Here is a 20,873-nt window from a genome sequence, read left to right on the forward strand (position 1 = left end):
TCCTGTCAACGCGAGCAACCACCAAGTTGGGCCTCAGCGGATACCTTTGCTCACATGCGCGCCATCGTGATCGATAAACCAGGCGGACCGGAAGTTCTGACGTGGCGGGAGGTTCCCGATCCGCTGCCCGAGCGTGGCGAAATCATCATCGACGTGGCCGCCTCCGCGGTCAACAGGGCCGACGCGCTGCAGCGCCAGGGCTTCTACGACCCGCCTCCCGGCGCCTCACCGTACCCGGGCATGGAGTGCTCCGGCGTGGTCGAGGCCGTGGGTCCGGACGTCGAGGGGTTCGCGCCGGGCGACCGGGTGTGCGCGCTGCTCAGCGGGGGCGGGTACGCGGAGAAGGTCGCCGTGCCCTGGCAGCAGGTCATGCGGGTGCCGGAGGGCGTCGACCTGGTCGAGGCGGCCGGGCTGCCCGAGGTGGCCTGCACGGTCTGGTCCAACGTCTTCATGACCGCGCGCCTGCGGAAGGGGGAGACCCTCCTCGTGCACGGCGGTGCCAGCGGGATCGGCACGATGGCCGTACAGCTGGCGAAGGCGTTCGGCTCGCGCGTGGTCGTCACCGCCGGGTCTCCCGAGAAGATCGCCCGCTGCCTGGAGCTGGGCGCCGACGAGGGGATCGACTATCGGCGGGAGGACTTCTCGGAGAAGGTCAGGGCCGACGTGATCCTCGACATCATGGGCGGCAAGTATCTTCCGGGGAACATCAAGGTTCTCAAGACGGGCGGACGGCTGGTCGTCATCGGCCTGCAGGGTGGGGCGAAGGGCGAGCTGAACCTGGGAGCCCTGCTCGCCAAGCGGGCCTCGGTGCACGGCACCACACTGCGCTCCCGGCCCGTCGACGAGAAGGGGGTCATCGTGCGCGGGGTAGTGGACAACGTCTGGCCCCTGCTCGACGCCGGGGCGATCCGGCCCGTGGTGCACGCCCAGGTGCCGATGAGTGACGCGGCCGAGGCTCACCGCATCCTGGAGTCCGGAGAACACATTGGGAAAATCCTGCTAGTAAGTTGAGGTTATGAACGCTGAGGAGAGCACTCCGCACATCGTGGTCGTGGGTCCCCAGGGCTCCCAGGGCGAGGAGGAGGGCGAGAGCCGGTCCATCGCCGACCTCGTCGAGCAGCCTGCGAAGGTGATGCGCATCGGCAGCATGATCCGTCAGCTCCTTGAGGAGGTCCGGGCGGCTCCGCTGGACGAGGCCAGCCGCAAGCGGCTCAAGGAGATCCACCAGAGTTCCATCAAGGAGCTCGAAGACGGTCTGGCGCCGGAACTGGTCGACGAGCTGGAACGGCTCTCGCTGCCCTTCACCGAGGACGTCAACGGCACCCCGCCCAGCGAGGCGGAGCTCCGGATCGCCCACGCGCAGCTGGTCGGCTGGCTTGAGGGGCTGTTCCACGGCATACAGACCACGTTGTTCGCCCAGCAGATGGCGGCTCGCGCCCAGTTGGAGAACATGCGCAGGGCGCTGCCCGGCGGCATGTCCCTCCAGCAGCAGGAAGGCGCCGCCGGCAACGCGGGTCCCTACCTGTAGGGACCGCGCGGCGCCCGCGGGCCTGATCGGGGGACGCGCGAGGGCAAGGCGGAGGCCTGCGGCCACCGCCGCCCACAGGGCCTTCGCGGGGCCCGCGGTGCTCCCCGGAGCCCGTCACGACCTGTAGAGCTCCTCAAGAACTCCGGCGACCCCGTCGTCGTTGTTGGCCGCGGTCACGTGATCGACCGCGGCCAGCACCTCCGGGTGGGCGTTGGCGACGGCGTACGAGACGCCGGCCCATCGCAGCATCGGAAGATCGTTGGGCATGTCGCCGAAGGCGATCACTTCCTCGGCCACGATGCCCAGCGTCGTGGCGAGATGGGCCAGCGCCGAGGCCTTCGTCACACCGTGCGCGCTCATCTCGATCAGTGCCCGGCCGCTGGAATGGGTGGGGGTGACCAGGTCGCCTACCAGCCCATAAACCGCCGCATGGAGGATGTCGGGGTCCATTCTGGGATGTAGTGCCAGAAGTTTGGCGCATGGCCGCGAGGTTAGTGTGTCCCTTCCGACACGGAGTCCGGCGACCGCCGCGCTGTCCCATCCCCCGAGACGGAAGTCCGATTCGTGGGCGAATCCGCCCTCGTATTCCACTGAGAAGGCAAGGTCGGGAACCTTTTCACGGAGGCGTCTCACCACCTCTTCAAGCACGTCCGGGTGGATGAGGTGGGATTTGACGATCCGCTCGCTGTGCAGGTCGTAGACGAGGGCTCCGTTGGCGCATATGGCCAGCCCCCGATGGCGTACGGCTCCCGCGACCATGTGCATCCAGCGAGGTGGCCTGCCGGTCACGAAGACCAGCGTGGCCCCGGCGTTCTCCACAAGCGCAAAAGCGGCGGCTGTGCGGGGGGAGACGGTGCCGTCCGAGCGCAGAGCGGTGCCGTCGAGGTCGGTGGCGACCAGCCTGGGACTTCGCATAACACGTCCCAGTGTGCACGATGGCCGACGCGTCGGCTCCGGGGATCCGATCCGAGGAATCTCCTCATGGCGGGAACACGCCTGCGCCGGATAGTGTTAGATGTGATGGCGTTGTATTAGCTGAATCCCGTTGTGAAAACCAGTTTGACTGAGCCACCCCGGGGCCCGCTGTACGACACATGGGGTTCATGAGGTGTGAATCCCAAAGTTTCAAATCCTGAGGGAGAGCTTTAATGGCTCAGGGAACCGTCAAGTGGTTCAACGCTGAAAAGGGCTTCGGCTTCATCGCACCGGACGGCGGTGCACCGGACGTGTTCGTGCACTTCTCCGAGATCCAGGGCAACGGCTACCGTAGCCTCGAAGACGGCCAGCGGGTCGAGTTCGAGATCACCCAGGGCCAGAAGGGCCCGCAGGCCTCGCAGGTCCGCGCCGTCTGACGCATAGACCTCTTGGTTGAACCGGAAGGCGGGGTTCGCTTCTAGCGAACCCCGCCTTCTACCTTTTCCGGCCACTCCGGGGTCCTCCAAGGCGTCCCGGAGCGCTCCGGCGGGCCGGCCCCGCGTGCTCCCGCCCCGCGGTCACCCGCGAGGACACCGGCCGGGACCCGAGGGCCTCACCGGTAGACCAGACCCGAGAGACGCCGGGCGAGACGCCGGCGAAAGATCGGGCTGAGCGCCAGGATCCGCAGGAACAGGTTCCTGACCGGTCGCAGGTGCCTGTTCACGTTGGCCAGCCCGGAGAGCCACCCGGCGAAGGCGACGACCTGGAGTGCGACGGGGCGGCGGGTGGCGGCGTAGCGGTCCAGTGCCCCCTCTCCGCCCTTGAGAGCGATCGTGAGGGCTTCGGCAAGGGCGGTGGCGTCCTGGATTCCGATGTTCATTCCCTGCCCTCCCGCAGGACTGTGGACGTGCGCGGCGTCACCGGCGAGCAGGACCCGCCCGGCGCGGAACGTACGGGCCACGCGATGGTGGACGCGGAAGCGCGATCCCCAGACGACCTCGCCGACCACGGCGCGCTCCTTCCGGGGACCCCGGGCGTCCAGCAGCCCCTGGACGAAGGCCACGTCGGGCACGGGTGGCGCCTCGTCCACGGTGGAGACGATCCTGTGGGTGCCGTCGGGCAGCGGCGCGACCACGACCAGCCCGGCGGGCGAGAAGTAGAGGATGACTTCGTCGCCGGGCACCCCGCCGGTGAGGCGCACGTCGGCCAGGCTGAACGACTCCGCGTACCGCCCACCCTCGAACGCGACTCCCACCTGCTCGCGAACCGTGCTGTGCATGCCGTCGGCGCCGACGAGGTACTTCGCGGTGACGACCGCACCCCCGGAGAAGCGCGCGGTCACCCCCTCGGCGTCCTGGGTGAGGCTTTCCAGGGTGTACGGCCTGGCGACACGTCCGCCCAGTTCGGCGAGGCGCTCCAGCAGCACCCGCTCGGTCACGGCCTGGGAGACCATCAGCGTGTAGGGGTAGCGGGTCGGGAGCCGGTCGAAGCCGACCGGCACCAGGATCCTGTCGCGGTCCCTGATGGTGAAGCGCCGGGCGTGGATGCCCAGGGCCGCCAGACGCTCGGAGACTCCGAGATCCTCGAGAACCTCCAGCGTCCTGGCGTGCACGACGGCGGCTCGCGAGGTGTTGTCACCGGCCGCCTGGTCGTCGACGACGGTCACGTCGAATCCCTGGCCGGCGAGCTGGACGGCGGTGGTGAGGCCGGTCGGGCCCGCGCCGACGACGAGAACGTCCGTGGTCGCGGGAAGCGTGGGAAGCATTCGTCCTCCTTTATATGCCAACGCTTGTTGGTCAACGTTCGTTGGCATAACTGTGCGCCTCCTCCCTGGCGATGTCAACAGTCGTTGGCCTACACTTGTTGACATGCGGAGAACCTCGGAGGACACCAAGGCCGCGATCCTGAGCGCGGCACGCGAGCGCTTCGCGGCGGACGGTTACGAGCGGGCCACCATCCGGGCCATAGCCTCGGACGCGGGCATCGACCCGTCCATGGTCATGCGCTACTACGGCAACAAAGACGGGCTCTTCGCCGCCGCGGCCGACGTCGACCTGAGGTTTCCGGATCTGGCGGCGGTTCCCCGAGAGGTGGTGGGCAGGACTCTCGTCGCCCACTTCCTCGACCGCTGGGAGAACGACGAGGGCATGATGATCCTGCTCCGTACCGGGGTCACCAACGAGGGCGCCGCCGAGCGCATGCGCGAGATCTTCGCCACCCAGCTCGGCCCTGTGACCGCTCGCCTCGGAGCCGACCCCGCCCAGGCCGCGATACGGGCCGGGCTCACCGCCACCCAAGTCCTCGGCATGGCCCTGTGCCGCTACGTCCTGCGCCTGCCGCCCGTGGTGGCCATGTCCCGGGAGGAGATCGTCGACTGGCTCGGCCCCACGCTCCAGCGCTACCTCACGGAGTGATCGGAACGAGCAGGACGAGCGGAGCGGACCGCCTCGGTGAACCGAGCGGGATGAGCGGGATGAGCGGGAAGATTCTCCAGAGGACACGCTCGGTCACGAATGCCGCCATGCCCGAACCGGGCCGCGTCACGGCTGGTCCACCCGCCCATGGAGCATCCGCGAGACCCCGGCCTCGCCCGGTCTCGCCTCGGCCGGGTGGAGGTGGTGAAGGCGGTGGAGCCCCCGGCGTGAACGTGAAAAGGCCCCGCCGCACGGCGGGGCCTTTTCACTGCGAGCTTCGCCGCGAGCGGGGAGCTGGCTTACTGGACGGGTTCGAGCACGTCGAGGCCGACGTACGGGCGCAGGGCCTTGGGGAGCACGACGGAGCCGTCGGCCTGCTGGTGGTTCTCCAGGATGGCGACGATCCAGCGGGTGGTGGCCAGCGTGCCGTTCAGGGTGGCCACGTGCTGGGGCTTGCCGCCGGAGTCGCGGAAGCGGACACCGAGGCGGCGGGCCTGGAAGTCGGTGCAGTTGGAGGTCGAGGTGAGCTCGCGGTAGCGGCCCTGGCTGGGCACCCACGCCTCGCAGTCGAACTTCCGCGCGGCCGAGGACCCCAGATCTCCGGCCGCGGTGTCGATCACCCGGTAGGGCAGCTCGACCTTGGCCAGCATCTCCTTCTCCCAGTCGAGCAGACGCAGGTGCTCGGCGTGCGCGTCCTCGGGCCGGGCGTAGGAGAACATCTCGACCTTGTCGAACTGGTGGACCCGGATGATGCCCCGCGTGTCCTTGCCGTACGAGCCCGCCTCGCGGCGGAAGCAGGAGGACCATCCCGCGTAGCGGTACGGGAGCGCGGAGCCGTCGAGGATCTCGTCGCTGTGGTAGGCCGCCATCGGCACCTCGCTCGTGCCGACCAGGAACAGGTCGTCGTCGGGCAGGTGGTAGACCTCGCTGGCGTGGGCGCCGAGGAAGCCGGTGCCCTTCATCGACTCCGGCTTGACCAGCACAGGTGTGATCATCGGGACGAAGCCCGCCTCGATCGCCTGCTGCATGGCCATGTTGAGCAGCCCGAGCTGCAGCCGGGCGCCGACACCCTTCAGGAAGAAGAACCGCGAGCCCGAGACCTTCGCGCCGCGCTCCATGTCGATCGCGCCGAGCAGCTCGCCCAGCTCCAGATGGTCCTTGGGCTCGAAGTCGAAGAACGGCTTCTCGCCGATCTCCTCCAGCACGACGTAGTCGTCCTCGCCGCCCGCGGGAGCCCCCTCCTCCACGAGGTTGGGCACCGTGTAGAGCACCTCGCCGAGCTCGGCTGCGAGCCTCTCGGCCTCGGCCTCGGCGGACTTGACCTGCGAGGAGAGGTCTTTCGCCTGCTCCAGCAGGGTCGCCTTCTCCTCCCCAGAGGCACGGGAGACCGACTTGCCGACGTTTTTCTGCTCGGCGCGGAGCGTCTCGAAGCGGCTCAGCGCGCCGCGCCGCCGCTCGTCGAGATCGAGCAGCGTGTCGACGACAGAGTCGTCCTCACCGCGGGCACGCTGCGACGCCCGTAGCCGGTCGGGATCCTCACGAAGGGTACGCAGGTCAATCACAACCACAAGGCTACCGATGTACTGCTCGCGCCCGCGCCCGGATTAACCCGGCCCGCCCCCGCCTCGGCGGTGGCGTCACGGCCGAGGCCTTCGTTTCCCGCCCGCCGGGACACCTCAGGCGGGCGCGCACCCGGCTTCCGCCCGTCTCCCGCCCGGGGAAGCAGGAACCGGCTCGTCGGCCGGGTGACGATCAGACCTGGCCGGTGCGGATCCTGCCGAGCCAGCCGGCGGCCTCGGCGAAGTCGCCGTCGTTCGTACCGTGCTTGATCTGCGGGAAGAGGCCGTCGGCACGCGGGTAACTGCCCAGGAAGCGCACCTCGGCGGAGATCCGGTGGAGCCCGGAGATCGCCTCTCCGACGCGGGCGTCGGCGACGTGGCCCTCGAAGTCGAAATGGAAGAAATAGCGGCCGATGCCGTCGCCGGTGGGCCGCGACTCGATGCGGGACAGGTTGACGCCGCGGACGGAGAACTCGGTCAGCATCTCCAGCAGCGCGCCCGGGTGGTCGTCGGCGAGGAAGACGACCAGCGAGGTGCGGTCGGCACCGGTCGGCTCGGGCAGCGGGCCGGGACGCGACACCTGGACGAACCGGGTGACGGTGTCGGCGCGGTCACCGATTTTGGCCGCGAGCTCGACCAGGCCGTAGTGCTCACCGGCGATGCGCGCGGCGATGGCCGCGTCGTACGGCGAGCCGGGAAGCGCGACCTCCTGCGCCGCGGCGGCGGTCGACGGGGCGGCGACCACCACGGCGTCGGGCAGCTCGCGGGCGATGAAGTTGCGGCACTGGGTGATGGCCGCCGGGTGGCTGAAGACCCTCTTGATGTGGCCGATCTCGGTGTCGGGACGCGCCAGGAGCGAGAACTCGACGGGAAGCAGCAGCTCGGCGGTGATGATCAGCGATTCACCCCTGGCGAGCTCGTCGAGGGTCGTGGTGATGGCGCCTTCGAGCGAGTTCTCCATCGGGACGACGGCTCCGTCGGCCTCCCCGCTCCGGGCGGCCTCCAGGGCCGCGGTGACGTTCGGGCTCGGCAGGCGCTCGGCCTCAGGCGCCAGGATGCGCAGGGCTTCCTCGGTGAAGGTCCCCTCCGGTCCCAGATAAGCGAGTTTCGGCATGCCCCCAGGTTATCCGGCGACTGTCAGAAAATGTGTGCAGGATTACGTACCGGTGCGACTGATTTCCACCCGATCGCCCGAAGTCGTGCCACGTCAGAGGCCGTATCCCCTCAGGGGAGAGCCCGGAACGCCTGTCTCCGCCTGGGCAGCCAAACGCCCAGCAACCAGACCAGGACCAGCGCGCCCAGGCCGAATCCGTTCTGCACGATCTTGCCCAGCACGGGGCTGAGCACCGGAATCTCCGCGGCCTTGATCGTCACTCCCCACCAGGGGATCGGCAGCACGTAGTAGAGCCAGACCCCGGCGGCCACCCGGAGCCTGACCGGATCGCGCCCGTCACCGGCCAGCGCGCCGAGCACCACGACCACCCAGGCCAGATGATGGATCCAGGCGACCGGCGACAGCAGCACGGCCATCAGCCCGACCAGGGCGGCCCCCGCCACGAGGTGCCCGTCGAGCAGGGCCCTGCGGGCGTAACGGAAGCCGTACCAGGCGACCACGGCGACCAGCGCCACCCAGAGCAGGCTCGTCAGCGTGTCGGGTAGGTAGAGCCGGATGAGCATGCCGCGCATCGACTGGTTGGTGGTCGCGGCGTTGGCACCGAGCCGCTCGGGGTCGAGCAGCGCGCGAAACCAGAAGTCGGCGGCGTCCGCCGGGATCACCAGGAACGGCAGCACGGTCAGCAGCGCGGCGGTGAGCGCGGCCACGAGGAAGGTCCCGCGCTGCTCCCGCCTGGCGCCGGGCCCGAAACCGGCGATGAGAAGGTAGATCAGGAAGACACCGGGAGTGAGCTTGACCGCGGTGGCCAGGCCGATCAGCATGCCGCGCGGCCACACCGGGCGCCGGACCACGCAGTCGGCCAGGCAGAGCGCGACGAGCAGGATGTCCACCTGGCCGAAGCGGACCTGGTCCCTGATCGGCATCAGGTAGGTGCACGCGATCATCAGGGCGGCGAACAGCAGGGGCGTCCACAGCCTGCCCGCTCCCGCCCCGCTCGTCCCGCTCGTCCCGCCGAGCCTGCCCAGCCGGGCGCGTACGCCCCGGAATGTCCCCGCCGTTCGTGCCGGATCTCCGGCGGCCGTGCCGGGAACGGCATCCGGCGGGACCGGGACCTCGCCCGGCGTTCCCGGCGCCTCGCCCGGTGCGGCGGCGCCCGCCCCGCCGAGCACGGCGCGGAAGGAGAGCCTGACGGTGACCGCCAGCGTCAGGAAGATCAGCGCCGTCCACACCCACTGCGCCGCCGCCCACGACATCGCCGCCAGCGGCGTGGCGAGCAGAGCCGCCACCGGCGGGTAGGTGAAGGGCAGCAGCTGCGGCGCGGGCGTGACGAACCCGTAAACGGGCCGACCCTCCAGGATCGCCGCTCCGCCGGTACGGTAAACATCCAGGTCGACCAGGCGCTGGTCGTCCACGTTGCCCAGCCAGTGGAGCACCAGCGGTGCCACCGCGGCGGCGACGAGCAGCAGCGCGGGCAGCCACGACAGCCACATCCAGGGGCGCCGCACGGTCGTGGTCACCTCGCCAGTCCTCACGAGCAGGCAGGTTACCGTGGGGCCGGGAAAGTGGCCGCCCAACGGGTACGGACAGGGGAACCGGATGGCTTCGACACACCGCGGTCACGGGCCCGCGCGCCCGGCCACCGGGAGGACCGCGACGCGACCGGCGCTCCGCCGGGCCGCCGGGATCGCGCCGGCCGCCGTATCCCTGCTGCTGACCGTGCTCTGCGTCCTTCTCGGCGTTCCGGGCGCCTTCGCCGCCTCCGCCGGTACAGGCGCTTCCGGAGCTCCGGGCGCTTCCGGGGTTCCAAGCACCTCAGGCGGTACGACGGGCGCCTTGGCGAGGATGCTTCCCGAGAGGGTCGTGATCGTCGGGATACCGGGCCTGGAGTGGAGCGACCTGGACCGGGTGCGGACCCCGAACCTGTGGAGGCTGGTGGGCGAGGGCGGGTCCGCGTCCATGTCCACCCGGGCGGTACCGCCGCCCGAGCGGGGGATCACGTGCCCGGTGGCGGGCTGGCTGACGGTGTCGGCGGGCCAGCGGGCGGGCGCTCCCGGTACGGGCTGCGAGTTCCCGCGCACCCCGGAGGCGGCCCCCGGAGGCGGGGCGAGCGTGCCCGGCTGGGCCGAGCTGTCCGCTTTCAACGCCACGACCTCCTACCGGCCGGTTCTCGGGCAGCTGGGCGGCCTCGCGGCCGGAGCGGGCCTGAAGGTGGCGGCCGTCGGGCCGGGAGCCGCGCTCGCCGCCGCCGACAAGTCCGGAAAAATCGGGAAATACGCGGCGAGCGTCGAGGAACTGGGCGACCTGTCCCCGTACGGGCTGATCGTGGTTGAGGCCGACGCCCTCGCCAGGGCCTGGACCGGTGGCGCCCTCGCCCCGGACGGCGCCCCGGTCACGATGACCGTTCAGGCCAGGCGGGAGGCCGCGGCCGGCGCCGACCGGGTGGTGGGCGCGGTCCTCGACCGCCTGCCCCCGGCGCGCGGGGCGGGGACCACGGTCCTGGTCGGCGGCCTGGCCGACACCTCGGCCGCGCCCCACCTGCACGTGGCGATCGCCCGGGGCCCGTCCCCGGACGGCGGAACGTACGCCCGCGGCTACCTCACCGCCACCTCCACCCGCCAGGACGGCCTGGTCACGAACACCGACCTGACCGCCACCGCGATCGGCCTGCTGGGCCTGGAGGCCCCCAACGGGATCGTGGGACGCGCCTGGCAGAACAACGGGCCGAGCGGGGAGCCTGTCGCGGCGACGGCCGGGAAGCTGGCCGACGACGACCTGGCGAGCCAGGTGCTGCGCGAGGTGAGGGGGCCGTTCTTCGCGGTGTTCGTGGCGGTGCAGATCCTGTTCTACCTGCTGGCCGCCGTCGCGATCCGCCGGGGCTGGGGCGGCTCCCGCGCCCTGACGGCCGTCAGGGTCGTCGCCGTGGTCAGCGGGGCGATCGCGGTCTCCACCTTCCTGGCGCAGCTGGTCCCCTGGTGGAGCCTGCCCGCGCCGATGGTCTGGGTGATCGCGACCATCCTCGGATTCGCCTGCGCGGTCGCCGGTGCGGCCCTCGCCGGGCCGTGGCGGGCGCACCCGCTCGGCCCGCTGACGGTGGTCGCCGCCGTCACCTCGGTGGCGCTGCTGGCCGACGTGATGACCGGCTCGGCGCTCCAGGTGAACGCGGTGACCGGCTACGAGCCGGTCACCGGCGGGCGCTTCTACGGTTTCAGCAACATCGCCTTCGCCGTCTACTCCGCCGGCACGATCCTGGCCCTCGCCGGGATCGCCCAGTGGCTGATCTCGCGCGGCCGGCGGGCGCTCGCGCTCGCGGTGTGCGCGGCGTACGGGGGGCTGGCGGTGTTCGCCGACGGCTGGCCCGCGTGGGGCGCCGACTTCGGCGGGGTCCCGGCGTTCCTGGTGGGGGTCGCGGTCTTCCTGATCCTGCTGTCCGGCGGGCGGGTCTCACCGGTCAGGCTGGTCCTGGTCGGCCTGGCGGGCGGCCTGCTGATCGGGGCCATAGCGGTGGTCGACTGGCTGCGGCCCGCCGACCAGCGCACCCACCTGGGCGCCTTCGTGCAGCAGGTGCTCGACGGGGAGGCCTGGACCGTGGTCGGCCGCAAGTTCGGCGCGATGATCGGGGTCACGGTCGGCAACTGGTCGCTGTCGCTGCTCACGCTGGTCGCGCTGGCGTTCCTGTTCCTGGTGCTCGACCGCCCGTCTCAATGGGGGGCCTCGGCTCTGGGCCGGGCCTACGCGCTCGCGCCCGCGCTGCGCGCCGGGCTGATCGGGGCGCTGGCCTGCGCGCTGATCGGGTTCCTGATGAACGACTCGGGCATCGCGATCCCGGCCATGGCGCTCACGGTCGCGGTGCCTCTGACGCTGGCCGCCTGCGTGCGCGCCCTCCAGCTCTCGCCGCCCACCACGCCAGAACGACCGTCAGTGCCAGCAGCGTCCACGGCACCACCGTCTCCCTGAGCAGGGTCTTCGTCCAGAGCAAATCATCGGGCCGCAGCGCCTCCCTGGCCGGAAGGTAGCCCAGCGACAACACGACGACCCTGGCCACCATGAACGCCTCCAGCGCCGGCCAGGACGCCATGGCCAGCAGCGCGAAGACCAGCCCGTCGTACCAGGGCAGCGCGTACGGCGCGGCGAACAGCCAGGCGACCACCATCGCGGCGGCGACGGCGGGCGCGGTGTCGGCAGGCGGTGTTCCCGGTGTTCCCGGTGTTCCCAGCGCCCCCGGCACCCCGGGCGTCCCCAGCGCCCGCAGCACCAGCCAGGCCAGGCAGGCCATCAGGAGCAGCGACCCGATCTGGATCCAGGCCGAGTACGCGCCCGGCCCGAAGACCGACTGGAACCCCACCTTGACGAGCTGCCAGGGCGTGGCGAGGGAGACCTTCCTGCTGGCGGCGCTCACCTGGTCGAGCACGTGCGGCCCGGCGACGGCGTAGATCGCCACCACGGTGGCCGTCGCGGTCCCCGCCACCACGGCGAGCCTGCCTGGCGAGCGGCGCAGCTCCCACGCCGGCCCGAGGGCGACGAGCCCGGCGTTGAGCTTGACCCCGATGCCCACCCCCAGCAGCAGCCCCGAGGCGGCACCGCGAACCGTCAGCGCGGCGACCATGCAGGCGATGGCGAGGGTGTCGACGTGCATCCCGGCGGCCAGGTGATAGATCATCAGCGGGTTGGCCGCCCACAGCAGCGCCGCCCGCCGCTGGAGGTCCGCGTCCCCCCTGGCGAAACGGTGCAGCAGCAGCGCCGTACCGATGAACGCCGCCGCGTTCACGACGGCCATCGCGAAGACCGTCAGCCTGACCGAGTCACCGCCCACGAAGCTCGCCAGCGCCTGCACGGCGGTGGCGACCGGGCCGTAGACGCTGGTCACACCGGCCCACTCCTCCACCGCGCCGGTGACCGGGTCGCCGGGCAGGGTGGCGGGGGCGATCGCGTACGGGTCCTGGCCGAGCGTGGCCAGGCGGCCGTACGCGGCGTAGTTGAGGTGGTCGGCCGAGCCGGAGGGCGGCAGGAAGGCGAGCAGGCCCGCCACGGCGCAACCGGCGGCGAGCAGCCAGCGCGGATCGGGCGCCCACCGGGACCTGAGCGCGGCGGCGAGCCCGAGCCCGCCCAGCACGATCGCGACGGCGCCCATGGCGATGACCAGATGGGCGCCGGGGTGGACGTCCAGCGAGTACGGAGGCTGCCAGGAGGGTCCGGGCAGCCTCGGGACCATGGCCGAGGGGCCCAGCAGCCCGATCAGGACCGTGATCGCCACCGAGAGCCCCACGGCTCCGAGCGCGGCGACGTCGAGTCCCCGCGGCGTACCGCCGGCGGGACTCCGCCTCTCGTCGACGACCGACGTATCCCGAGTCACCCGCAAATTCCAGCACACCCGGCCGGGTGCCCGGCGCGGCGCCGCCTTCCGGTGCCGGCGGTACCCGGCTGTCAGGCCGGGTTAACGGCGCGCCAGGAGGGCGCGGGCGACGTCGCGGAACTGCCTGGCCCGGTGGATCTGGGCCTTCCAGTCGGTGCCGGTGGCCCGGTGCGCCATCTCGACCGGGACCTCGCGCACGCGAAAGCCCTTCCTGAGCAGGTCGATCGTGAGACCGGTCTCCACACCGAAGCCGCGTGCCAGTGGCCGGGCGGCCTCGAACGCCGCCCGGGTCAGGCAACGCTGCCCGTTGAGCGGCTGGGCCGGCGTCCAGCCGGTGGCGCGCTCGACGCCCTCGCGCGCGAGCTTCACGACGAACCCGTGGCCGCCGAGCTTCACGCGGGTGACGAAGACGGCGATCGTCATGTCGGCCTCGCCCGCCGCGACCGGCTCGATCAGCGGCGCGGCCGTACGGGCGGTCTCGCCCAGGTCGGCGTCGAGGAACAGCAGGTGCCGAGGCTCCTCGCCGTCGAGCAGGCGCACGGCATGGGCACCGCTCTCCATGGCGGCGGCCTTGCCCCGGTTGTGGCTGTGCCGCACGACGCGGGCTCCGGCGGCCTTGGCCACCCGCCCCGTCTGGTCGACAGAGCCGTCGTCGACGACCACGACGAGATCGACGCCGGGCAGCGCCAGGACCGCGGCCACGGTGGCCCCGATCCTGTCGCCCTCGTCCTTGGCGGGAATGATCGCCGCCGTGCCGGTCATCGAACACCTCCAGCGGAGACCCCGGGCATCAGCCGTGGGGAAGACGTCATCCTTGGGATTCGGAGGTCAGCAGCTTCTCCGGCAGCGTCTCGTGCACGACGAAGACGGAGTCGAGACCCGTGACCTGCAGGATCTTGCGTACGGCGGGCCGGGGCGCCGCCACCTCCAGTGTGCCGCCCCGCTCGCGCAGCCGCTTGAGCGCGGAGAGCAGCACGTTCATGCCGGTGGAGTCGCAGAACTCCACGGCGGACATGTCGAGGACGACGAGCATGGTCTGGCTCTGCCCAAGCAGCCGGGTGAACTCGGCCTGCAGGCGAGGCGCGGTATAAAGGTCGATTTCGCCAACGATGGTCACGACGGTGTGCCCGGCATGAGATCGAGTTGAGACTTTTAGCTCCACAGCGGGCACACTAGCGGCGCGAGAGCCGCTGGTCACGTTCTCTTGAACAACCCGAGTCGTCCGCCCTTTGTCCCCCGTTTCCGCCTCACGGAAACCCTGAGTGCGCGAAGCTTGACACTAAGCAACACCGGCTTGGCCGGAAAAGGGAGGAGACCCGGCACCTCCCGATCGTCGCTGCGCTACGTCAGTGGCGGCCGTTGAGTTACAAGAAACGGGCTCGAACGCATCCATGAACACCGACCTACCTGAGGATCTCCAGCGACAGCGGCTCCGGGAGCACCTGGAGTCCATGATCACTCGTACCGACAAGGCCACCTCGTGGCGTGACGCGGCGAGTTCACTGCGGAGCCTGGTGAACCACGAGGGATACGTCCCGATCAGAACCCGCCTGTCGACCGAGGACCTCGACTTTCTCGAGGGAGCGCGCGAAGAGCTCCTCGACTTCGCCACGCTCGGCGTCAGACTGCTCGACCTGCACCAGCCGCGCGACGCGGGCGGCATCACCAGCGACGCGGCGCATCCGATCCTGCGCTGCCGCAGCTGCATGTGGCGCTGGCCGTGCCCGACGTTCCGGGCGATGGTGGAGTCTCTCGGCACCACCAGGAGGCTGACCTCCTGCCAGCACGTCGAACCCGACACCGAGGGCGGCGAGTGCGCGCAGATGACCCTCATGGTCTCCGTGAGACCCGACGGTCCCGACGGCTCCGACGGTCACGTAACGCCCGCGCCGACCGCCAACGGCACCGGCGCGAACTGACCGCCAACCGGCCCTCCAGTCCGGCCACCTAGACCGGCCACCCAGACCTGACCGGGCCGCTCAGACGGAGAGCGGCAGGCGGATCTCGAAGCGGCAGCCGGGGCCGGAGTTGACGACGTCGATCGTCCCCTCGTGGGCCTCGACGATGCCGCGCGCGATCGCCAGGCCGAGGCCCGCCCCGGTGCCGTCGGGGCTGGGGGTACGGGCCGCCTCGCCACGGAAGGCGACGTCGAAGACGCGGGGAAGGTCGTCGGCCGGGATGCCGCCGCAGCAGTCGGCGACGGACAGGCAGGCGGTGCCGTCCTCGGCCGAGGCACGGACCACGACGGTGCCGTCGCCCGGGGTGTGCCTGATCGCGTTGACCACCAGGTTGCGCAGCGCCCGGGAGAGCTCGCCCGCGTCGGCCTGGACGGGGACCACGGGGCCGGCCTCGCCGGTCAGCCGTACCCCCTTGGCCCTGGCCAGCTGCTCCACCCCGGCCAGCGCGTCGGCGACCAGGTCGCCGAGGCCGATCCGGCTGCGCGACAGGCGCAGCGCCCCCGCGTGGATCCTGGACAGTGCGAACAGGTCGTCGACCAGGCCCGACAGCCGGTCCACCTCCAGGCGGATCTGCCGGTGGTAGCGGCCGACGGTCTCCGGATCGGCGACCACCCCGTCCTCCAGGGCCTCGGCCATGGCCCGCATTCCCGCCAGCGGGGTGCGAAGGTCGTGGCTGACCCAGGCGACGAGCTCGCGGCGGGCGCTCTCCAGGGCACGCTCGCGCTCACGGCCGAGCCGCAGCCGCCGGTAGGCCTGGTCCAGGCTTCCGGCGACCGTGCCGAGCTCCGCGGGCAGCCCCCCGGGGGGCGTGAACTCCCCCGAGGCCGTTACCGCGTGCACGGCGTCGACGAGCCTGCGGCTGGCCGCCAGGACCCGGCGCGAGAGCACCGTCGCGACGCCCAGCCCGACCAGGCCGCCCACGGCGACCACGCTGAGCACGATGTCCCTCGACGTCCCCTCAATGATCATTTTCAGGGTGAGGGCCACCATGCCGCCGACCGTCGCCACGACGGTCACCACGACGACCACCGCGAGCATCACGCCGATCGACCGCTCGCGCAGCAGCCGCATCGCGCCCAGCCCGGCCAGCGCGACCAGCAGGCCGAGCCCGGCGGTGACCGCGACGATCACCAGCATCTCGGGGATCACGGCCCCGCCAGCGGCTCGTAGCGGTAGCCGACGCCCCACACGGTGACGATGCGCCGGGGAGCGGTCGGGTCGGGCTCGATCTTCTCGCGAAGGCGGCGGACGTGGACGGTGACCGTGGACGAGTCGCCGAAGGACCAGCCCCAGACCTGGTCGAGCAGGGCGGAGCGGCTGAAGGCCTGGCGGGGGTTGCGCATCATGTGGGCGAGGAGGTCGAACTCGCGGGCGGTCAGCATGATCTCGTCGCCGTGGAGCCGCACCTCGTGAGCGCCGACGTCGACCGTCAGCTCGCCGTCCCTGAGCACGCCGGTACCGGCCGGCAGGGAGGCTCCGCGCGCCCGCCGCAGCACGGACTGCACGCGCAGGGCCAGCTCCCGGGGGCTGAAGGGCTTCGTGACGTAGTCGTCGGCGCCGGTCTCCAGGCCGACGACCCTGTCCAGCTCCTCGCCGAGCGCGGTCAGCATGATCACCGGAACCGGCCAGCGCTCCCTGAGTTTCCTGCAGACCTGGAGCCCGTCCATCTTGGGGAGCATCAGGTCGAGCACCATCAGGTCGGGCGGGCTGGCCAGCGCGCGCCTGAGCGCCTCGGCGCCGTCCCCGACGCACTCGACCACGTGACCGTCGCGTTCCAGGTAGCGGGCCACGACCTCGGCCACCATCGGATCGTCCTCGACCACCAGAATCCGCGCGCTCATGGTCCCCACGGTAGGCCCGCGAGAGACGATCCCCGAGCCGTGTCACCGGTCCGTAAGCACTCGATCGTTATGATCATCTTTATGATCAAGGCCCCCGAGGTTTCCCCGGCCGACGTACGGTGGACCGCATGAGTCGTATCGTGCTGGGGGTTCTGGGCGTCCTGCTCGCGCTCTACGTGGTGTTCGGGTTCGTGCTGCCGGCCCTCTTCGGGCTGCTGAAGTTCGTGCTCGTGCTGGCAGTGGTGGCCTTCGTGGTCGTCGCCCTGGTCACCGCGGTGGCCAAGCTCAAGAAGTGAACCTGCTGCTCGCCGTCCAGACCCTGGCGGTCTGGATGTTCGACGGTGGCGGCGTCCTGACGGCCGCCGCCGTGGTCGGGCTGGGCGTGCTCCTGCTCGCCTGGGCACTGCGTCCGGCACCCGTCACCTCCGGTACGGAGTCACGGTCGCCGCTGTCCCGGCGCGACCGGGCCAGGCGGACGATGTTCGTCCGGCAGCGCGACCCCGACGCGGCCGGGAGGTCCCGGCCCAGAGCACCCTCCGCGGGCCCGGCGCCCGCGTAACCCCCCGCGACCTCTCGCGGCCGCGCGCACGTGACCGGCTCGATCTCGCATTCGAGGTCGGTCCTGCGGTGGCCCCGCGCGCATGACCGGCTCGATTTTGTATTCGGGGTCGGTCCTGCGGTGGCCCCGCGCGCACGGCGGCCGGCATGCCCCGCACGCACGTGATCACCGTGTCCCGGAGGCACCCTGCCACCGTGCGCCGCGCTCACGCGTCCCGAAAGACCCCCGCGGTTCGCGGGCGCCTTCTGTGCCGTCTCCACTCCGCTCAGAAGGGCCCCTCCATGTTCGACCCCGTCATCGCGTTCACCGCCGGCCTCATCGCCGCGCTCGCCGAACCGCTGGGCTCCACCGCGCCGGCGATCGTCGTGTTCACCGTCCTCGTCCGGCTCCTGCTGCTTCCGCTCAGTGTCATGCAGGCCAGGGGCGAGCGGGCCAGGATCCGCCTCGCGCCGGAGGTCCAGAAGCTCAAGAAGCGCCACGGCCGCAATCCTGAGCGGCTCCAGCGGGAGCTGGCCGCCCTCTACGCCAGGGAGAAGACCTCGCCGCTGGCCGGATGCCTGCCGTCCGCGGCGCAGATGCCGTTCCTCATGGTGACGTACCAGGTGTTCATCTCCTCGACGATCGCCGGGCAGGCCAACGTGCTCCTGACCCACGGGCTCCTGGGGGTGCCGCTCGGGCAGCAGTTCGCGGGCGCGGTGGCCGGATTCGGTCTGCTCAGCGGTCCGACCCTGGTCTTCGCCGGGCTCTTCCTGTTGCTCGTCGCGGTGGCGTGGATCACGTCCCGCCGGATGCGGAGCACGATGAGCGAGGACCTCCAGCCCGCGGCGCTGCGCCGGATACTGCCCCTGCTGCCGTACGGGACCGTCCTGATCGCCGCGGTACTGCCGCTGGCGGCGGGGATCTATCTCCTCGTCACGACGGCCTGGACGGCCGGGGAGAAGGCGGTGCTGCACCGCCCCGCGCTCGCCGCGGGGTGAGAGCGGGGCCCGAGGAAGGACCGCGCCCCCCGCCGGCCGCCCGGAAGGGTTGATCACCCCCGGGAGACCTCCCCGCCGGAGAGGTGCCGGATCCCGTCCCGCTTCGTGGCGTACGAAGCGGGACGGAGCTCCTCGAAGGGGTTACCCGCATTCCCTGAGTGCGGGTTCGGGGGTGGAAACATGGCCGTTATCCAACGTGGCGACCGACGAGACCACCGCCCATACCGTGGTGATGTCCCCCTCGTGTCTGACCCCCCATGTGGAGGCCAGATATTCGACGATTCCAAGACCTCGCCCTCCCAGGGAGGAGAGCGTCGGGCGTCCCGCCCTCGGTTCGGTGGCCGCGCCACCGTCACTCACAGCGACCTCGACATGCTCCTCGGTCCAGCGCCACGACACTCTGATCTGCCCTGATGGCAACGGATGGGCGTGACGCAGCGCATTGCTCAGCAGCTCGCTGACCACGAGCACCGCGTCATCGATAGCGGTCTCGTACACACCCCGTTCCTGCAGGTCAGAGCAGAGGCGTTGGCGTGCGACAGCGACGCTGGACGGTGCATACGGCAACAGAACGACGCTCGACGCACTCACCTCCCCGTATGCCTGTTCCCCCCTGAGGAACTCACCCCAGTACGACCGAAATGCCCCGTTAGATAGTCTTGGAAACCGCGCGCCAATTACAGCTTGTGCACATTCGACAATAGATCAGCGCATCCGTTACCGACTTGTTACCGGTTCGGCGTGTCGATCAGGTAAGGGCGCCCGGCGTGTCGGCAATACGGAGAGCTAACCTCATCCGGGTGCCGCCCGAGGGGCGCGGGTGGGCCGAGACCTCCCCTCCCTGGGCCCGTGCCAGGCTCCGCACGATGTAGAGGCCGAGGCCGACCCCGCCGAACCTGCGGCGATCACCGCTGTCGGCCTGGACGAAACGCTCGAAGACGCGCTCCCGGCTGGCGTGGGCGATCCCCACGCCCTCGTCGTCCACGACCAGTACCACCCTGTCGCCGTCCACCCACGCCTCGACCCTGATCAGGCCACCGTCCGGCGAGTACTTGAAGGCGTTCTCCAGCAGCTGGGCCAGCAGGATGTCGGTGGCCAGCGCGTCACCGGAGACCGGGGGCAGGTCGTCGGGGACGTCGACCTCGACCCGGTGCAGGTCCGACAGGATCGGCAGTCCCAGCGTGGCCCCCCGGACCAGCTCGGCCAGGTCGAAGCTCTCGATCCTGAGTGTGAGCTCGCCTGCCCCCGCGCGCGAGCCCAGCAACAGGTGGTCCATGAGCTGGCCGAGGGAGCGGGCCCGCTCGGCGATGGTGTGCACGGCGGCGCGGCGCTCGGTGTCGGCCATGCTGTCCCAGCGGGTGTCGAGCGTGCTGGCGAAGCCGCGGACCACGGTGATCGGCGTGCGGAGCTCGTGGCTGGTGGTGGCGAGGAAGAGGTCCTTGGCCTCCTCCAGCTCCTTCGCGCGGGTGACGTCGCGGAAGTCGACCACGATCTCGCCGGTCTCCACGATCTCCGCGCAGAGCACGTCCAGCCAGGTGCCCGAGGGCAGCTGGATGCTGAGCTTGTCCCCCGGCCCCGGCAGCTGGAACGGCGGCGGCCCGCCGATCACCTCGGCGGCGTGGAAACCGGTCAGATCGCTGGCGGCCGGGTTCCACTGGACGACCCGGCCCATGCCGTCGAGGACCGCGATGCCGTCGGCGCTGGCGTCGAACACCGCCCGCTCGTGGGCGCGCTGCCGTACGGCCTCCTGGTAGGCCATGGCGTTGCCCACCGCGATGCCCGCGTGACCCGCGAGGAGTTCCAGCAGCTCCAGCTCCAGGTGGCCCGCCTTGCGCTTGGCGAACAGCGCGTACAGCGCGCCGTACGGCCGCCCGCCCATGGCCGCGAGGCCGAGCGCGATGGTGTGCAGGCCGGGCAGCTGCGACCAGATCAGCTTGTCCAGCCGGTCCTGGTCGCCGGTCTCCAGCAGGACGGTCCTGCCCTCGCGCAGCAGCTTGCCGACCAGGCTCGTGGGCAGGTCGGCGGTGGAGTCGCGCATCGAGTCGGGGAGGTTGTGGCAGGCCACGAGGCGGAGCCGGTCGCCCTCGATCAGCACGAACCCGCCCGCGTCGGCCCCGGTCAGGTCGGTGAGGCTGGCCGCGATCCGGTCGAGCACGGCGGGCAGCTCCAGCTCGGCGTTGATGTCGGCGACCACGTCGGTGAGTCTGCGAACGAGCTGCGCCCGGCGGGCGTTGCGGTCGTTGGCGGTCTCGTCGTCCTGGGCCAGGTGATAGACGCTGACGTAGCCGAGGAGGGCGCCGTCGTGCGAGCGCAGCGCGCCGGTGTCGACCCGCACGTCGAGCAGGCTGCCGTCGCGCCGGAACCGCTTGGTCCTCAGCGAGACCTGACCGCCGGTGCGGACCTTCTCCAGGACCGCGTTGTGCTCGGCCGTCAGCTCCTCGGGGACCACCGGCGCCCGGCTGCCGACGATCTCCTCCGCCGGCCAGCCGAAAAGGCGCTCGGCGGCGGGATTCCAGGCGAGAACCGTCTGCTCGCGGTCGATGGCGACGATCGCGTTGGGCGCCGCGGCCACGACCTCACGGCCGATGCCCCCGTCACTGTCGGCCCTGTAGTCCACCACACACCCATAGTGCCGTCTCGACCGGTCTGATCTTGGCA

21 protein-coding genes are annotated in these 20,873 nt (G+C 71.1%); 9 read left to right on the plus strand and 12 right to left on the minus strand.

Going from position 1 to position 20,873, the window contains the following annotated elements:
• The first annotated feature begins 54 nt into the window (after positions 1-54).
• Both ACSDR0_RS25225 and ACSDR0_RS25230 read left to right on the plus strand, forming a co-directional pair.
• Positions 55-1,011 (plus strand): NAD(P)H-quinone oxidoreductase, encoded by a 957-nt coding sequence (locus tag ACSDR0_RS25225; protein WP_435291351.1) that lies wholly within the window; start codon positions 55-57, stop codon positions 1,009-1,011.
• Between the two features lie 4 nt (positions 1,012-1,015).
• Positions 1,016-1,528 (plus strand): bacterial proteasome activator family protein, encoded by a 513-nt coding sequence (locus ACSDR0_RS25230; RefSeq protein ID WP_435291352.1) that lies wholly within the window; start codon positions 1,016-1,018, stop codon positions 1,526-1,528.
• 114 nt (positions 1,529-1,642) lie between these two features.
• Here ACSDR0_RS25230 and ACSDR0_RS25235 read toward each other — a convergent pair whose 3' ends face one another.
• Positions 1,643-2,443 carry an HAD family hydrolase gene (locus tag ACSDR0_RS25235; protein ID WP_435291353.1) on the minus strand — a complete coding sequence of 267 codons (801 nt, stop codon included), beginning with the start codon at positions 2,441-2,443 and terminating at the stop codon, positions 1,643-1,645.
• 233 nt (positions 2,444-2,676) lie between these two features.
• On the opposite strand from ACSDR0_RS25235, the gene ACSDR0_RS25240 reads away from it, so the two are divergent.
• Positions 2,677-2,880, plus strand: a complete 204-nt coding sequence (locus tag ACSDR0_RS25240) for a cold-shock protein (RefSeq protein WP_012886943.1) — start codon at positions 2,677-2,679, stop codon at positions 2,878-2,880.
• A 176-nt stretch (positions 2,881-3,056) separates the two neighbouring features.
• Here the strand turns inward: ACSDR0_RS25240 and ACSDR0_RS25245 are convergent, their stop codons facing one another.
• Positions 3,057-4,208 (minus strand): FAD-dependent oxidoreductase, encoded by a 1,152-nt coding sequence (locus ACSDR0_RS25245; RefSeq protein ID WP_435291354.1) that lies wholly within the window; start codon positions 4,206-4,208, stop codon positions 3,057-3,059.
• 103 nt (positions 4,209-4,311) lie between these two features.
• Between ACSDR0_RS25245 and ACSDR0_RS25250 the strand changes: the two genes are divergently transcribed.
• Entirely contained in the window at positions 4,312-4,857 is a 546-nt protein-coding gene (locus tag ACSDR0_RS25250; protein ID WP_435291355.1) for a TetR family transcriptional regulator, read from the plus strand.
• 299 nt (positions 4,858-5,156) lie between these two features.
• Here the strand turns inward: ACSDR0_RS25250 and serS are convergent, their stop codons facing one another.
• The 3 genes from serS to ACSDR0_RS25265 form a co-directional block, all read right to left on the minus strand.
• Positions 5,157-6,419, minus strand: coding sequence for a serine--tRNA ligase (gene serS / locus ACSDR0_RS25255; protein ID WP_435291356.1), 1,263 nt, complete (start codon positions 6,417-6,419; stop codon positions 5,157-5,159).
• A 190-nt stretch (positions 6,420-6,609) separates the two neighbouring features.
• Entirely contained in the window at positions 6,610-7,530 is a 921-nt protein-coding gene (gene pheA / locus ACSDR0_RS25260) for a prephenate dehydratase (RefSeq protein ID WP_435291357.1), read from the minus strand.
• Positions 7,531-7,640: 110 nt separating this feature from the next.
• Complete coding sequence (locus ACSDR0_RS25265) at positions 7,641-9,047, minus strand: glycosyltransferase 87 family protein (RefSeq protein ID WP_435291358.1); 1,407 nt, start codon at positions 9,045-9,047, stop codon at positions 7,641-7,643.
• A 325-nt stretch (positions 9,048-9,372) separates the two neighbouring features.
• Here ACSDR0_RS25265 and ACSDR0_RS25270 point away from each other — a divergent pair, with 325 nt between their 5' ends.
• Complete coding sequence (locus ACSDR0_RS25270) at positions 9,373-11,484, plus strand: hypothetical protein (RefSeq protein ID WP_435291432.1); 2,112 nt, start codon at positions 9,373-9,375, stop codon at positions 11,482-11,484.
• On the opposite strand, the gene mptB is transcribed toward ACSDR0_RS25270, so the two are convergent.
• The 3 genes from mptB to ACSDR0_RS25285 all read right to left on the minus strand — a co-directional run bounded on the left by mptB (position 11,366) and on the right by ACSDR0_RS25285 (position 14,042).
• Entirely contained in the window at positions 11,366-12,880 is a 1,515-nt protein-coding gene (gene mptB / locus ACSDR0_RS25275; RefSeq protein ID WP_435291359.1) for a polyprenol phosphomannose-dependent alpha 1,6 mannosyltransferase MptB, read from the minus strand. The genes ACSDR0_RS25270 and mptB overlap by 119 nt on opposite strands.
• Before the next feature lie 81 nt (positions 12,881-12,961).
• On the minus strand, positions 12,962-13,642 hold the full coding sequence (locus tag ACSDR0_RS25280; RefSeq protein WP_435291360.1) for a glycosyltransferase family 2 protein: 681 nt from the start codon (positions 13,640-13,642) through the stop codon (positions 12,962-12,964).
• A gap of 46 nt (positions 13,643-13,688) precedes the next feature.
• Positions 13,689-14,042 (minus strand): STAS domain-containing protein, encoded by a 354-nt coding sequence (locus ACSDR0_RS25285; protein WP_326646321.1) that lies wholly within the window; start codon positions 14,040-14,042, stop codon positions 13,689-13,691.
• A 229-nt stretch (positions 14,043-14,271) separates the two neighbouring features.
• Here ACSDR0_RS25285 and ACSDR0_RS25290 point away from each other — a divergent pair, with 229 nt between their 5' ends.
• On the plus strand, positions 14,272-14,799 hold the full coding sequence (locus ACSDR0_RS25290) for a hypothetical protein (protein WP_435291361.1): 528 nt from the start codon (positions 14,272-14,274) through the stop codon (positions 14,797-14,799).
• Between the two features lie 60 nt (positions 14,800-14,859).
• Here the strand turns inward: ACSDR0_RS25290 and ACSDR0_RS25295 are convergent, their stop codons facing one another.
• Together ACSDR0_RS25295 and ACSDR0_RS25300 are read right to left on the minus strand one after the other, a co-directional pair.
• Positions 14,860-15,987: a sensor histidine kinase gene (locus ACSDR0_RS25295; RefSeq protein ID WP_435291362.1), complete on the minus strand. Its 1,128-nt coding sequence runs from the start codon at positions 15,985-15,987 to the stop codon at positions 14,860-14,862.
• Positions 15,984-16,679, minus strand: coding sequence for a response regulator transcription factor (locus ACSDR0_RS25300; RefSeq protein ID WP_435291363.1), 696 nt, complete (start codon positions 16,677-16,679; stop codon positions 15,984-15,986). The genes ACSDR0_RS25295 and ACSDR0_RS25300 overlap by 4 nt, the downstream gene beginning before the upstream one ends.
• A gap of 128 nt (positions 16,680-16,807) precedes the next feature.
• On the opposite strand from ACSDR0_RS25300, the gene ACSDR0_RS25305 reads away from it, so the two are divergent.
• From ACSDR0_RS25305 to ACSDR0_RS25315, 3 genes are all read left to right on the plus strand, one after another.
• The gene (locus tag ACSDR0_RS25305; protein WP_435291364.1) at positions 16,808-16,975 is read left to right on the plus strand and encodes a hypothetical protein; all 168 of its coding nucleotides are present in this window, start codon (positions 16,808-16,810) and stop codon (positions 16,973-16,975) included.
• The gene (locus tag ACSDR0_RS25310) at positions 16,972-17,238 is read left to right on the plus strand and encodes a DUF6412 domain-containing protein (protein ID WP_435291365.1); all 267 of its coding nucleotides are present in this window, start codon (positions 16,972-16,974) and stop codon (positions 17,236-17,238) included. Before ACSDR0_RS25305 ends, ACSDR0_RS25310 begins: the two co-directional genes overlap by 4 nt.
• Before the next feature lie 281 nt (positions 17,239-17,519).
• Positions 17,520-18,215, plus strand: coding sequence for a YidC/Oxa1 family membrane protein insertase (locus tag ACSDR0_RS25315; RefSeq protein ID WP_435291366.1), 696 nt, complete (start codon positions 17,520-17,522; stop codon positions 18,213-18,215).
• A 141-nt stretch (positions 18,216-18,356) separates the two neighbouring features.
• On the opposite strand, the gene ACSDR0_RS25320 is transcribed toward ACSDR0_RS25315, so the two are convergent.
• Together ACSDR0_RS25320 and ACSDR0_RS25325 are read right to left on the minus strand one after the other, a co-directional pair.
• Entirely contained in the window at positions 18,357-18,806 is a 450-nt protein-coding gene (locus ACSDR0_RS25320) for an ATP-binding protein (RefSeq protein ID WP_435291367.1), read from the minus strand.
• 157 nt (positions 18,807-18,963) lie between these two features.
• Positions 18,964-20,835 (minus strand): PAS domain S-box protein, encoded by a 1,872-nt coding sequence (locus ACSDR0_RS25325; RefSeq protein ID WP_435291368.1) that lies wholly within the window; start codon positions 20,833-20,835, stop codon positions 18,964-18,966.
• Positions 20,836-20,873 lie beyond the last annotated feature (38 nt).

It is taken from the genome of Streptosporangium sp. G11 (assembly GCF_051192615.1).
Lineage (GTDB): Bacteria > Actinomycetota > Actinomycetes > Streptosporangiales > Streptosporangiaceae > Streptosporangium.

What these genes read in the sequence shown, in the direction of transcription:
- ACSDR0_RS25225 (WP_435291351.1), top strand. Translation starts at nt 55, where the DNA reads ATGCGCGCCATCGTGATCGATAAACCAGGCGGACCGGAAGTTCTGACG.
- ACSDR0_RS25230 (WP_435291352.1), top strand. Translation starts at nt 1,016, where the DNA reads ATGAACGCTGAGGAGAGCACTCCGCACATCGTGGTCGTGGGTCCCCAG.
- ACSDR0_RS25235 (WP_435291353.1), bottom strand. Translation starts at nt 2,443, where the DNA reads ATGCGAAGTCCCAGGCTGGTCGCCACCGACCTCGACGGCACCGCTCTG.
- ACSDR0_RS25240 (WP_012886943.1), top strand. Translation starts at nt 2,677, where the DNA reads ATGGCTCAGGGAACCGTCAAGTGGTTCAACGCTGAAAAGGGCTTCGGC.
- ACSDR0_RS25245 (WP_435291354.1), bottom strand. Translation starts at nt 4,208, where the DNA reads ATGCTTCCCACGCTTCCCGCGACCACGGACGTTCTCGTCGTCGGCGCG.
- ACSDR0_RS25250 (WP_435291355.1), top strand. Translation starts at nt 4,312, where the DNA reads ATGCGGAGAACCTCGGAGGACACCAAGGCCGCGATCCTGAGCGCGGCA.
- pheA (WP_435291357.1), bottom strand. Translation starts at nt 7,530, where the DNA reads ATGCCGAAACTCGCTTATCTGGGACCGGAGGGGACCTTCACCGAGGAA.
- ACSDR0_RS25270 (WP_435291432.1), top strand. Translation starts at nt 9,373, where the DNA reads ATGCTTCCCGAGAGGGTCGTGATCGTCGGGATACCGGGCCTGGAGTGG.
- ACSDR0_RS25280 (WP_435291360.1), bottom strand. Translation starts at nt 13,642, where the DNA reads ATGACCGGCACGGCGGCGATCATTCCCGCCAAGGACGAGGGCGACAGG.
- ACSDR0_RS25290 (WP_435291361.1), top strand. Translation starts at nt 14,272, where the DNA reads ATGAACACCGACCTACCTGAGGATCTCCAGCGACAGCGGCTCCGGGAG.
- ACSDR0_RS25300 (WP_435291363.1), bottom strand. Translation starts at nt 16,679, where the DNA reads ATGAGCGCGCGGATTCTGGTGGTCGAGGACGATCCGATGGTGGCCGAG.
- ACSDR0_RS25305 (WP_435291364.1), top strand. Translation starts at nt 16,808, where the DNA reads ATGAGTCGTATCGTGCTGGGGGTTCTGGGCGTCCTGCTCGCGCTCTAC.
- ACSDR0_RS25315 (WP_435291366.1), top strand. Translation starts at nt 17,520, where the DNA reads ATGTTCGACCCCGTCATCGCGTTCACCGCCGGCCTCATCGCCGCGCTC.